4 protein-coding genes and 6 pseudogenes are annotated in these 14119 nt (G+C 50.1%); 4 read left to right on the top strand and 6 right to left on the bottom strand.

Annotated elements, in window-relative coordinates; translation table 11 throughout:
- Positions 1–57 precede the first annotated feature (57 nt).
- The 4 genes and pseudogenes from alkB to ompC all read right to left on the bottom strand — a co-directional run bounded on the left by alkB (position 58) and on the right by ompC (position 4117).
- On the bottom strand, positions 58–708 hold the full coding sequence (alkB, locus tag CRI63_RS16625; RefSeq protein ID WP_135520153.1) for a DNA oxidative demethylase AlkB: 651 nt from the start codon (positions 706–708) through the stop codon (positions 58–60).
- Positions 708–1769: pseudogene (ada, locus tag CRI63_RS16620) on the bottom strand (bifunctional DNA-binding transcriptional regulator/O6-methylguanine-DNA methyltransferase Ada); the annotation flags it as partial. The gene alkB and the pseudogene ada, both read right to left, overlap by 1 nt.
- Positions 1770–1846: 77 nt before the next feature.
- A pseudogene (gene apbE / locus CRI63_RS16615) lies at positions 1847–2903 on the bottom strand (FAD:protein FMN transferase ApbE).
- Between the two features lie 111 nt (positions 2904–3014).
- Positions 3015–4117: pseudogene (gene ompC / locus CRI63_RS16610) on the bottom strand (porin OmpC).
- A 739-nt stretch (positions 4118–4856) separates the two neighbouring features.
- Here ompC and rcsD point away from each other — a divergent pair.
- Entirely contained in the window at positions 4857–7529 is a 2673-nt protein-coding gene (gene rcsD / locus CRI63_RS16605; protein WP_130217062.1) for a phosphotransferase RcsD, read from the top strand.
- 16 nt (positions 7530–7545) lie between these two features.
- Entirely contained in the window at positions 7546–8196 is a 651-nt protein-coding gene (gene rcsB, locus CRI63_RS16600) for a response regulator transcription factor RcsB (protein WP_042290573.1), read from the top strand.
- Positions 8197–8368: 172 nt separating this feature from the next.
- Here the strand turns inward: rcsB and rcsC are convergent.
- Positions 8369–11219: pseudogene (gene rcsC / locus CRI63_RS16595) on the bottom strand (two-component system sensor histidine kinase RcsC).
- A 167-nt stretch (positions 11220–11386) separates the two neighbouring features.
- Here rcsC and atoS point away from each other — a divergent pair.
- Both atoS and CRI63_RS16585 read left to right on the top strand, forming a co-directional pair.
- Entirely contained in the window at positions 11387–13213 is a 1827-nt protein-coding gene (gene atoS, locus CRI63_RS16590; RefSeq protein ID WP_135520151.1) for a two-component system sensor histidine kinase AtoS, read from the top strand.
- Positions 13210–13845 (top strand): annotated as a pseudogene (locus CRI63_RS16585) (response regulator); the annotation flags it as partial. The gene atoS and the pseudogene CRI63_RS16585, both read left to right, overlap by 4 nt.
- A gap of 10 nt (positions 13846–13855) precedes the next feature.
- Here the strand turns inward: CRI63_RS16585 and CRI63_RS16580 are convergent.
- A pseudogene (locus CRI63_RS16580) lies at positions 13856–14119 on the bottom strand (IS4 family transposase); the annotation flags it as partial.

The following is a 14119-nucleotide window of genomic DNA, read 5'->3' as shown; positions in this document are numbered from 1 at the left end:
GAATTACAGCCCGCAGTTTAAACATCTCCGCGCGCACAGCAATAATAATTCTTATTTTTATTCTTTTTTACCTGCCTGACGGAATGTCAGGTTGTAACGGCAGTCGGCGGTGAGTGGATGAAACCCAGCTTTTAGTGGTTGAATACCGTGATAAAACAGCCGTGATTCACCGCCCCACACCACCACATCGCCATGTTCCAGCAACAAACGTTTGAGCGGATCATTTCGTTTCAGGCCGCCAAATTGAAAAATCGCGGGTAAGCCCAGAGAAACAGAAACAATCGGCGCGCGTAGATCCGGTTCGTCTTTATCCTGATGCAGCGACAGTTTCGCGCCCGGGGCGTAGCGGTTGATAAGACAAGCGTCAGGCTGGAAATCTGGATAGCCCGCTGCCGTGGCCGCGCGCCGACATAAATCATAAAAACTTTGCGGCATGGCAGGCCACGGTTGATTTGTTTGCGGATCAATGGGCGAATAGAGATAACCTTGCCGATTGGTCGTCCAGCCCAGATGCCCGCAGTTGGTCATCGCCACCGACATGGTATATCCGCCAGGAGTGACCATCTGGCGAAACGGCGACTGGTTGGCAATGCCACTGATATCGTGCATCAGTTGTTCCGCTACGTTAAAAGCAAAACGGCGCAAAATCACCGCGCCGGAAGCCAGCGATTCGTGCCACGGTTCAGCATCAGCAAACAGATCCAACATTACCTCTCCTCATGTTCAGCTTCGCGGCGCAGCAAGTGCGCTTTGCGCGACACGCCCCAGCGGTAACCAGAAAGTGTGCCATCACCGCGTACTACCCGATGACAAGGGATAATAATAGCTAATCTATTGGCGGCACAGGCGCTGGCTACGGCGCGAACGGCTTTTGGTTTGCCAATCGCGTTCGCCAGTTGCTGGTAACTCACCGTTTCACCACAAGGTATAGTGCGTAGCGCCTGCCAGACTTGTTGCTGAAAAGCGGTGCCGCGAATATCCAGCGGTAACGTCAGCGGCGTATCGCGGTTATTGAGGCTGGCAATAACCTCACGTATATGTTGCTGAAACGTCAGGTCAGCAGGCGCGTTGTCAGCGGCAGGAAACATCTGACGGAGTTCGCTGATTAATGTCGCGTCATCGTCGCCCAGCAGAATCGCGCAAATCCCCCGCTCGCTTTCCGCCACCAGGCAACGCCCCAGCTCACAATCGGCCAGCGCATAACGCACTGCCAGGTTTTCGCCACCGTGACGAAACTGTTTGGCCGTCATGCCCAACGTTTCGTCAGCTTTGCGGTAGTAACTGCTGCCGTCGGGGAATCCAGCGTTCAGAATCGCCTGGGTGACACTCTCCCCTTTCGCCAGCGATTCGCGCAAGCGACGAGCGCGCCAGGCCTGTTGCCAGGCTTTTGGCGTCATTCCGGTGGTGGCTTTAAATAAACGATGCAGATGGAATGGACTCATCGCCACCTGGTCGGCCAAGGCTTCCAGCGTTACAGGCGTTTCCTGTTCCAGCAGTCGACACGCGTGGGTGATTTTATCCAACCGATGTTGCTGGGCGTTGGCTTTATCAGGTTGGCAGCGTTTGCAGGGGCGAAATCCGGCGGCAAGTGCCTCACTGGAATTGGCATAGAAAGAAACGTTTTCCCGCAAAGCATGTCTGGCTCGGCAAGACGGGCGGCAAAAGATCCCCGTGGTACGCACGGCGAAAACGAATTCGCCGTCGGCGTGCGGGTCGCGGGCTAAGACAGATTGCCAGCGTTGATCGTCAGTTAAGCGTGTGGCGTTTTTTCATAATCAGCTCCCTGGTTAAGGATAGCCTTTAGTCTGCCCGGTCACCATCACGCAAAAACCAACAATCTTGCGCTTTAATTTTTTTCGCTGACAAGGAAGCTTTTAAACTGCGGCGACATCCAGGTTTTAAAACTATCACCTTCTTTGGTGATCATATAAACCGCCAGCCCTTCCCGGCGAACGACTTCTTTGGCTTTCTCTGGCCCGAGCACCATCAGACCTGTATCCCAGGCGTCGGCTTCCAGCGCCGTCGGGGCAATCACCGTCACGGACACCAGATTATGTTCAATGGGACGCCCGGTTTGCGGATCGATAACATGGGAAAGGCGTTTGCCGTCCAGTTCGTAATAGTTGCGATAACTGCCGGAGGTGCTGATACCGTGGCCGTTGATATCCACCACCGCCTGAACTGCGTTTTCTTTATCGGTTGGTTTTTGAATCGCCACTCGCCACGGCTGGCCTTCACCGTTCATACCACGGCTGTTCAGCGCGCCCCCCACCGACACCAGATAGCGGGAAATACCTTCCTGCTCCATCAAGCGTGCCAGATGATCGGCGGCATAGCCTTCGCCGACGGTGGAGAGATCGACATATAAATCCGGAAGATCTTTTTGCAGGTACTGCTGATGATACTGATTGATGACCGTCAGGTGCTGTAAGCCGGTTTTGGCTTTCATTGCATCAATTTGTTCCTGGCTCGGAATTTGTACCGGTTGTTGTTCCGGGCCAAAGCCCCACAGATTCACCAGTGGCCCGACGGTAATATCCATCGCGCCATCGGTCTTTGCGCCAATACGTAGCGAGGTGGTGACGATATCCGCCATCGCTTCATTTACCGGCCACGGTGTCAGGCTTTGCGAGTCGTTAAAGCGCATCAGCGCGGAGTCTTTTTTTATAGGTCGAAAGCAGCTGATCGTCAGCGTTCAGCTGGGTCTGAATCTTCTCTTTGAGCTCGGCACTAAGTTTGGCGTCAATGCCCGGGATGCTGGCACGCCAGAAGGTTCCCATGGTTTTGCCTTCAAGAACGGTAACTTCAGGAGCGTGGGAGTTGGCGGGTTGTGGTTTTTGATCGCAACCAACAAACAAGAGCGCGGCAGCCAGCAATGCCACACGGGTAAAGTTCATTTCCATACGTGATTATCCTCATGCGAACGGTCGCAAGAGTACACCAAAAAAACGCGTTTGTACGCTGAAAACAATGAAAAAAGGGCCCGAAGGCCCTTTGTTCGATATAAATCGAGATTAGAACTGGTAAACCAGACCCAGAGCTACGATGTCATCAGTGTTGATGCCAGCAGCGCGGGTGAACTGGTTGTCGTCCAGCAGGTTGATTTTGTAGTCAACGTAGGTGGACATGTTTTGTTGAAGTAGTAGGTAGCACCAACATCAACATATTTCAGGATATCTTCGTCGTCGTAGTTACGACCAGCAACGACACCCAGGTTTTTACCTTTAGACTGCAGGTATGCTACAGACGGACGCAGACCGAAGTCGAACTGGTACTGAGCAACAGCTTCGAAGTTCTGTGCTTTGTTCGCCCAACCCAGGGAACCTACGCGAGTTGCGTTGTAGGTCTGGGTGTACTGAGCAGCCAGGTAGATGTTGTTAGCGTCGTATTTCAGACCACCAGTGTAGGTTTCAGCACGGTCGCCGTTACCGATGTAAGCAATGCTGTTCTGATCATCAGTACGTTTGGAGCTGGAAACTGCAGCACCGATACCGAAGCCTTCGTAATCATAAGTGATAGAACCGCCGACACCGTCGCCATTCTGACGCAGAGCGCCACGACCGTTGTTGGTCATGCCTTCGCCGCTTACGCTACCGTTTTTGCCCTGGTACTGAACAGCAAAGTTCAGACCGTCAACCAGACCGAAGAAGTCGGTGTTACGGTAGGTCGCGAAGCCGTTACCACGCTGCTGCATGAAGTTGTCAGAACCGTAGGTGTCGCCACCGAATTCTGGCAGTACGTCGGTCCAGGAAGTTACGTCGTAAACAACGCCGTAGTTACGACCGTAGTCGAAAGAACCGATGTCCTGGAATTTCAGACCAGCAAATGCCACACGGGTCCAGGAGTTGTTTTCGCTTTCCGGAGCGTTGCCCTGGATCTGATATTCCCACTGGCCGTAACCGGTCAGCTGGTCAGTAACCTGAGTTTCACCTTTGAAGCCAAGACGCATGTAGGTCTGGTCGCCATCTACAGACTTGTCGTCAGAGAAATAGTGCAGGCCGTCTACTTTACCGTACAGATCTAATTTGTTGCCGTCTTTGTTGTAAACTTCAGCAGCATTTGCTGCGCCTGCTACCAGCAGAGCTGGGACCAGGAGGGACAGTACTTTAACTTTCATGTTATTAACCCTCTGTTATATGCCTTTATTTGCTTTTTTATGCCACTGCATACTGATTAACCCTCATTAATCAGTCGGCAGGTCCATTCTCCCCAAAAATGCAGAATAATCCAACACGAATATGATACTAAAACTTTTAAGATGTTTCAAATATCCACATAGATATTTCAAAATGTAAATGTGATTGGAACTTTTTCAAATTCTAATGGTTGAGCAAATAACGCACTAAACATCAAGTAAGATTATTTCGACCTTTAAAACAATAACTTAATCTTAAGTCTTTGACCGCACTGAATGTTAAAACAAATTCTTCACTCGCAACTAAAATATCTCTCGCTATCATCATTAACTTTATTTATTACCGTCATTCATTTCTGAATGTCTGTTTACCCCTATTTCAGCCGGATGCATCGCATCCGGTTTTTTTTTACCCTTCTTTACACATCTTTTATTTTCCTGTGCTACCGTAGCAAAATTATAACAATTGTTAACTATTTCGTAAAAAAACGACAACAATTACCGACAAAATCTATCTGCGCTATTTTCCTGATAATTTTCTTCATGCCTGTGGGTTATTTGTACATTAACAACGCATTTGTACATTTATTTACCGCAGCGCAAAATGTGAAATATCGTCGGCTAATGCCTTAACATCAATCAGGTAAGAGTCTGGAATTTCACACTGTACCCTTTATACTGCCCTATCACTTTGCGAAGTTTTAACAGGTCATAAACACGAATGCGTCAGAAAGAGACAACGGCCACGACCCGCTTTTCACTCCTACCGGGGAGCATTACCCGCTTCTTTTTACTGCTGATCATCGTGTTACTGGTGACGATGGGTGTAATGGTACAAAGCGCCGTTAACGCCTGGCTGAAAGATAAAAGCTATCAGATCGTTGATATTACCCATGCCATACAAAAGCGTGTCGATACATGGCGTTATGTGACCTGGCAAATCTACGACAACATTGCCGCGACGGCCTCTACCACCTCCAGCGAAGGGTTGCAGGAGACGCGCCTGAAACAGGATGTCTATTATCTGGAAAAACCGCGCCGCAAAACGGAAGCCCTGATCTTTGGTTCCCACGACAATTCAACGCTTGAAATGACCCAAAGAATGTCCACTTATCTGGACACATTATGGGGCGCAGAGAATGTTCCCTGGTCGATGTACTATCTGAACGGTCAGGATAACAGCCTGGTTTTGATCTCCACCCTACCGCTCAAAGATCTCACCTCGGGATTTAAAGAGTCGACCGTCAGTGACATTGTTGATTCTCGTCGCGCAGAGATGTTGCAACAGGCCAACGCCCTGGATGAACGCGAAAGTTTTTCTAACCTGCGCCGCCTGGCCTGGCAGAACGGCCATTATTTTACCCTGCGCACCACCTTTAACCAGCCGGGGCATCTGGCGACGGTAGTCGCTTTTGATCTGCCTATTAATGATTTGATCCCGCCGGGGATGCCGCTGGATAGTTTCCGTCTGGAGCCAGACGCGACAGCTGCGGGAACCAATAATAATGAGAAAGAAGCCACGGATAGCGTCAGTATCCACTTTAATAGTTCGAAGATTGAAATCTCTTCGGCGCTAAACTCCACGGATATGCGTCTGGTCTGGCAGGTTCCTTATGGCACATTGCTGCTGGATACGTTGCAAAACATTCTCCTGCCGCTGCTGCTGAACATCGGTTTGCTGGCGCTGGCGCTGTTTGGCTATACCACCTTCCGCCATTTCTCTGGCCGCACCACCGAAAGCGTACCCAGCACGGCAGTGAACAATGAACTGCGCGTTTTGCGGGCCATCAATGAAGAGATCGTGTCACTGCTGCCGCTCGGCCTGCTGGTTCACGATCAGGAATCGAATCGCACAGTAATAAGCAACAAAATTGCCGACCACCTGCTGCCGCATTTGAATCTGCAAAACATCACCACTATGGCGGAGCAGCATCAGGGCATCATTCAGGCGACGATCAATAACGAACTGTATGAGATCCGTATGTTCCGCAGCCAGGTCGCGCCGCGTACACAAATCTTCATTATTCGCGATCAAGATCGCGAAGTACTGGTGAACAAGAAACTCAAGCAGGCGCAGCGTCTGTACGAGAAAAATCAGCAAGGCCGGATGGCCTTTATGAAAAATATTGGCGATGCACTAAAAGAACCTGCACGCTCCCTGGCGGCAAGCGCAGCCAAACTCAACACACCGGAAAGCAAACAACTGGCGAATCAGGCTGATGTGCTGGTGCGCCTGGTCGATGAAATCCAGTTAGCAAATATGCTTGCCGACGATAGCTGGAAAAGCGAGAGCGAGCTTTTCTCCGTGCAGGATTTAATTGATGAAGTCGTGCCTTCCGTGTTGCCAGCCATCAAGCGTAAAGGTTTGCAGCTATTGATTAACAATCATCTAAAAGCACACGATATGCGCTGCGGCGATCGCGATGCCCTACGCCGTATTTTGCTGTTACTGATGCAATATGCTGTCACCTCAACGCAAATGGGGAAAATTACCCTTGAGGTTGACCAGGACGAATCTTCCGAAGAACGTCTGACTTTCCGCATTCTGGACACCGGAGATGGCATAAGTATTCATGAAATGGATAATTTGCACTTCCCGTTCATCAACCAGACCCAAAGCGATCGCTACGGTAAGGCGGATCCGTTAGCATTCTGGTTGAGCGATCAACTGGCGCGCAAGCTAGGCGGTCATTTAAACATCAAAACGCGCGACGAGCTTGGTACACGTTATTCCGTGCATATCAAAATGCCCACTGCGGAACCGGAAGTAGAAGAGGAAGAAGAGCGTTTACTGGATGATGTTAGCGTGATGATGGACATAACTTCCGCAGAAATTCGGAATATTGTCACTCGCCAGTTAGAAAATTGGGGGGCAACCTGCATCACACCGGATGAAAGATTAATTAGTCAAGATTATGATATCTTTTTAACGGATAATCCGTCTAATCTTACTGCCTCTGGCTTGCTTTTAAGCGATGATGAGTCTGGCGTACGGGAAATTGGACCTGGTCAATTGTGCGTCAACTTCAATATGAGCAACGCTATGCAGGAAGCGGTCTTACAATTGATCGAAGTGCAACTAGCGCAGGAAGAGGTGACAGAATCGCCTCTGGGCGGAGATGAAAATGCACAACTCCATGCCAGCGGCTATTATGCGCTCTTTGTAGACACAGTACCGGATGATGTTAAGAGGCTATATACTGAGGCAGCAACCAGTGACTTTGCTGCGTTAGCCCAAACGGCTCATCGTCTGAAAGGCGTGTTTGCCATGCTTAATCTGGTACCCGGCAAGCAGTTATGTGAAACGCTGGAACATCTTATTCGCGAGAAGGATGTCCCAGGAATAGAAAAATACATCAGCGACATTGACAGCTATGTCAAGAGCTTGCTGTAGCAAGGTAGCCTATTACATGAACAATATGAACGTAATTATTGCTGATGACCATCCGATAGTCTTGTTCGGTATTCGCAAATCACTTGAGCAAATCGAGTGGGTGAATGTTGTCGGCGAATTTGAGGACTCTACAGCACTGATCAATAACCTGCCGAAGCTGGATGCGCATGTTTTGATTACCGATCTCTCCATGCCAGGCGATAAATACGGCGATGGCATAACCTTAATCAAGTACATCAAGCGCCACTTCCCAAGTTTGTCGATTATTGTTCTAACCATGAACAACAACCCGGCTATTCTTAGCGCGGTACTGGACCTGGATATCGAAGGGATCGTTCTGAAACAAGGCGCGCCGACCGACCTGCCGAAAGCGCTCGCCGCGCTACAGAAAGGTAAGAAATTTACTCCGGAAAGCGTTTCTCGGCTGTTAGAGAAAATCAGTGCTGGCGGTTACGGTGACAAGCGCCTCTCACCAAAAGAGAGTGAAGTTCTGCGCCTGTTTGCCGAAGGCTTCCTGGTTACCGAGATTGCTAAAAAGCTGAACCGAAGCATTAAAACCATCAGTAGCCAGAAAAAATCCGCAATGATGAAGCTGGGAGTCGAGAACGATATCGCTCTGTTGAATTATCTCTCTTCTGTGACGTTAAGTCCGGCAGATAAAGAGTAATTTCCCGCAGTCCCGATAAACTCCGATTGCCGGATGCGGCGTAAACGCCTTATCCGGCCTACAAATTCCATTATTTCAATGGATTGCAATAATGTAGGCCAGATAAGACGCATCAGCGTCGCATCTGGCATTTGCACCGATTGCCGGATGCGACGTAAACGCCTTATCCGGTCTACGATTCCCGCGCTTTCCTGACCCTCTCCGCATACATCGTCAGCGTCTGTTTGATGACATCCAACGTCACTGGCTTAGACAGACAGCTATCCATACCGGACTCCAGACACCGCTGTTTCTCTTCAGCCAACGCATTGGCCGTTACCCCTATTACCGGCAACGTGAGTCCCAACTGACGGATACGTTGCGTTAACCGGTAACCATCCATATTCGGCATGTTGACATCACTTAGCACTATATCAATGTGATTCTTACTAAGGACATTAAGTGCATCAACACCATCATTCGCCGTCTTACACTGATAGCCCAACGATCCAAGCTGATCGGCCAACAGACGACGGTTAATTGGATGATCGTCCACGACCAGAATCATCATATCGTCGTTATTGCTGACCACTTTGTCGGTCGACGGCAGAGAGTTAGCAGGATCGTCGCTCTCCATTTCTATCAGATAGATGCGCGCCAGCAATGTCGGTAGCTCGTGCGGAGCTGCCACACTGTGTACCCATTCACCAGGCGCTTTCTCCAGAGGGATACCGATATGGCGACGACAGAAAGTCACAACCGCCCTGCCCTGCCATTTTTTACTCATCACATCATCGGTGATCAACACATCTTCGGGAGTCGGTTCCTGCCCTTCGTATGTAGCAACGACTATGCCGCTACGCTGCAAACTGGTTTCAAGGAACTGACAGAGCGACGCATTGCGTACCGCCAGCCAGCAACGTTTACCCGTTAATCCTTCGACACCTTTTTTCTGCGGATACTGCGCGCCGTACAGTGGAATACGCACGGTAAACTGGCTGCCCATTCCCGGTTCAGAATCCACCGAGATGTCACCGTCCATCATGCTGATCAGTTTTTCACAAATCGCCAGCCCCAGACCAGTACCCTGGAAGTTACGCTGTACGCCCGTCCCTACCTGGAAGAATGGATCAAATAACCGCACCACTTCTTTAGCTGGAATGCCCACCCCCGGTATCGCGTACGCGAATAGAAAGATAATCACCATCAACGCGAACATGCAGAACAATGCAGCCGGTATCGGTAAATTTAATAGCATTACTCAACAGGTTGGAGATCACCTGCTGTAAGCGCATTGGGTCGCCATTGAGCGCCATCGGTACATCTGGCTCAATAAAACAGTACAAACCAAGTTGCTTGCGTACCACCAGCGGCAAATAGTTGGCGGTGATGTGGTTCATGACTTCGCGCGGTGAAAACTCGCGTGGTTCGATTTTCAACTGTTCCGATTCAATCTTCGAGAAATCGAGAATGTCGCTAATAATTTTCAATAACAGGCTGGAAGAGTTATTCATTGCCGTCACCAGACGGTCAACACCTTTTGGTAACTCTTTGGTTTGTAATAGATCCAGGTTGCCGATAATGCCATACAGCGGTGTTCGCAGTTCGTGGCTGACGGTTGCAAGGAACATCGATTTTGACTGGCTCGCCTGTTCTGCTGCCTGCGCCATTTCTTGCAGCGACTCTTCCATCTTCACACGTGAAGACACATCGACCAGTACGCAAATTGCCACGTTTTCATTACGATAGCGCGAATGAACAAAGCTGATTTGCAGGTTGGTATTGTTACTGGTAAGGACATCGACAAAATTGACCTGCTGGCCACAAATAATTTGCGTCAGCCGTTGGCGATCCTCATGCGTAAGCATGTTGAGATAGGTATGCGCCAGTTCGTTACTCAAAATATTAACGCCATCGACAGTTCGCAAAATGCAGATCCCCACAGGCGCAGAGGCGACTATCTTGCGGTTAAACTGCTCATGCTCTTCCAGTCGCTGGGCGTCACTTTCCGCCGGAATAAAAATACGTCGCTCATACATCCGTGCGAGGGTAAACAATGCAGCACCCGCAATCACGTTCAGCAAAATCGCGTTAAGTATCAACATGCGAATACGTTCCAGCACCTGATCAACAGGCACGGAATAGACAATACTTAACGAAGACGGCGGTAGATTTTTTTTCAGCACCAGCTCACGGAAACCTGGCGTATAGCCAAACCAGGATCGCTCCTGCATCCAACGCGGTTCGGCTTTAATCTTACTTTCCGGTCCGGTCAGCGAAATCAGGGTATGGCCATTTTCATCAAGAATGGTGACGCCCATCGGCAACGTCCCCGGCAGGAAGAAGTTCTCCATCCGAATTGTCTGTTCTACGCCTAAAAGCGCTTGCAAACGGTTTGCCAGATAAACCGGCGTCAGCGCGTAGAAATATCCCACCCCAGGACGCGGCCCTTCACTGATCCAGAAAAGGTTACTGCCACTGTCATCCTGTGGCGCGTTACGATATTTGTTAATGCGTTCATGCAGGGCTTTCAGAGCGGTGTCACGTTCGACGGGCATATCACGCAGGCCAAAGTTAGCCATACAGAGGTTATCGCTGCCGATTAAAAACACACGGTTGAGATCGTAAGCCGCAGAGAAATTATCGCGCCAGTAGCGCATAAACCACGCCAGTGACTCCAGGGAGCCTCGCCAGGTGTTGCTCATTGCGGAACAATCGGAATCAGCAAACAGCGGTTCGAAAACCGGCACATCCGCTTGCGTTTCACGCCCACGCGGAGAAAGCACGCCGTTTTCCACGGATAAGCGATTTTCAGCAATGTACTTCAGCTCTTTCATGACATCAGAGGTGCGCTGAATAAACCGCTGGGCCTGATCGGAGCTCAGATTAAATTCCTGACGAATCTCAGATTCTCGTTGATGTAAAGCGTTGACGATGTAAAACACTGATGAAAAAGCAATCAACAGCCAGATCAATAACGCCAGCGCTCTGAACATGTAGCGCGAGACTTTCAGGGTTGTGCGAAAAGAAGCAAGGTATTTCAAAGGGGCGAAGCTCCGCCTCAGGTGACCGATGGAGTGTGGTTAAGGTAGCGGTAAAAGCGTGTCACCGCAATGTTCTCTCTTCTCTGGAATATGATACACCGCCGAGAAATCATTACCTTAACCCCTGATAATCGTCGTTTGCCTGAAAAACAACCCGGATACCCAGCATGCACTCTCTGAAGTGGTTGTACCCACGTCGTCTGCGCAACCAGCTCATTATGATGGCAATCCTGATGGTCATCATTCCGACGCTATCTATTGGTTATATCGTAGAAACTGAGGGTCGGTCAGCGGTCTTATCTGAAAAAGAGAAAAAATTAGCGGCGGTTGTGCAGTTGCTGAACGCCGCACTGGAAGAACGCTTTGCGCTTTACCAACATCTGCCTCGTGAGGCACGCATCCGGGCGCTGAATCATGAGTTGGCTCCTATTACCGAACGTATTACCCAAGCTTTTCCCGGTGTCGGGGCTGGCTATTACCACAAAGAACTGGACGCAATTATCACTTATGCCCCATCGGCACTCTATCAAAGCAATGTAGGTATTAGTATCACCCCGGATCATCCCGGCAATATCGTCATGCAAACCAACACGCCACAACTCTTTTCCGGCAGGCAAGTCCGCGGCGATATTATGAATTCCATGATCCCAATAGAACGCCAGGGCATCGTGCTTGGTTATATCTGGGCGAATGAATTAACGGAGGATATTCGTCGTCAGGCATGGAAAATGGACGTGCGGATAATCATTGTCCTTTCTGCCGGTCTGCTGATTAGCCTGCTGTTGATTGTGCTTTTTTCTCGCCGTTTAAGCGCCAACATCGATATCATCACTGCGGGTCTGTCGACGCTGGCGCAGAATAATCCGACGCAATTGCCACCGCTACCTGGCGAACTAGGGCAAATCAGCCGTTGTGTGAATAACCTTGCCGACGCGCTTCGTGAATCGAAAACACTCAATGACCTGATTATTGAAAATGCCGCCGATGCAGTGATTGCCATTAACCGACAAGGCGATGTGATCACCATGAATCCTGCAGCGGAAGCCATCACCGGATACAAACGTCAGGAACTGGTAGGCCAGCCTTACGCCACCCTCTTTGCCAACACCCATTTTTATAGTCCGGTTCTTGATACGCTGGCGCATGGTATCGAACATATGGCGCTGGAAATCAGCTATCCCGGACGCGACCGAACCATTGAAATCAGCGCCACCACCAGCCGAATCCATGACGGACATGGAGACATGATTGGCGCTTTAGTGATTTTCTCCGATCTGACGGCACGTAAAGAAAGCCAACGGCGACTGGCGCAGACAGAAAGACTCGCCACTCTGGGGGAACTGATGGCGGGCGTAGCGCATGAAGTACGCAATCCTCTCACCGCCATCCGGGGTTACGTGCAAATCATTCGCCAGCAGACACCTCAGCCAGAACATCAGGAATATCTGTCAATTGTACTGAATGAGATTGATTCGATTAACAAAGTTATTCAGCAGCTTTTGGATTTTTCCCGCCCACGTAAAAGTCAGTGGCAGCAAGTGTATCTCAATGCCCTGATCGAAGAAACGCTGATCCTTGCCCAAACCTCCGGCGTACAGGCACGGATCGACTTTATTACAGAGCTTGATCCTTCACTCACAGCGATCGTGGCTGATCGGGAACTACTCAAGCAGGTAATCCTGAATATGTTGATCAATGCCGTGCAAGCTATCACCGCGCGCGGGGAAATCCGCATTCGCACATGGATGTATACGGCTAACCAGCAGGCGATCACGATTGAAGACAACGGCTGCGGCATCGATCTGTCTCTACAGAGAAAAATCTTTGATCCCTTCTTTACCACCAAAGCGTCCGGTACGGGACTTGGCCTCGCCCTAAGCCAACGAATTATTAATGCGCATCAGGGCGATATACGCGTCGCCAGCCTGCCCGGCTGTGGTGCCACATTCACCCTTATCTTACCGATTGATCCGCAGGAAAATTTGCCCTTATGAATGCTGTTTACCGAATCCTGATTGTTGACGACGAAGAGAATGTACGTCGCATGCTATCCACCGCTTTTTCTTTGCAGGGGTATGACACTCATTGCGCCTGTAACGGCAATGAAGCATTGCCACTGTTCACCCGTGTGCAGCCGGACGTGGTGCTGATGGATATCCGTATGCCGGAAATGGATGGTATCAGTGCGTTAAAAGCGATGCGTGGTCATAATCCACGCACGCCCATTGTCCTGATGACCGCATATGCCGAAGTCGAAACGGCAGTAGAAGCCTTACGCAGTGGTGCGTTTGATTACGTCATCAAACCGTTTGATCTGGATGAGCTGAACCTGGTCGTGCAGCGCGCATTGCAGTTGCAGTCAATGAAAAAAGAGATTCGCCAGCTGCATCAAGCGCTAAGTGCCAGTTGGCAGTGGGGCCATATATTAACCAGTAGCCCGGTCATGAAGGCGATCTGCAAAGACACGGCAAAAATTGCCCTCTCGCAGGCCAGCGTGTTAGTCAGTGGCGAAAGCGGTACTGGTAAGGAGCTGATTGCCCGGGCGATCCATTACAACTCCCGCCGCGCCAATGGGCCATTTATTAAAATTAACTGTGCCGCGCTACCAGAATCCCTGCTGGAAAGCGCAATGCCGTTCACTTAAGCGGAGCGGTGCTGCGTTTCACCGGATAACGGGTTTTTGATATCTTAACTGCCCTCGGCCTTGATGGTCGGGGGCGTTTTGTTATGAACACCGCTTCCACGAGCCCCCCGCCAGATGCTCCAGTCGTTTCGGGATGGTCCCCGGTGATGCCGTATTTCCCAGCACTATCATTTCTGTCGCGATAAACTGGAACGCGAACTTAAAGCTGATTTCTGACGCCGCTTTTTGTGTTTCTCAGCCGCTTTGTTGCCTCACG

Origin of the sequence: Escherichia sp. E2661, from assembly GCF_004745185.1 — a bacterium.
In the GTDB taxonomy this organism is placed as follows: Bacteria; Pseudomonadota; Gammaproteobacteria; order Enterobacterales; family Enterobacteriaceae; genus Escherichia.
Note: the sequence above shows the minus strand (reverse complement) of the source record. Positions and strands in the feature narration are given on the sequence as shown.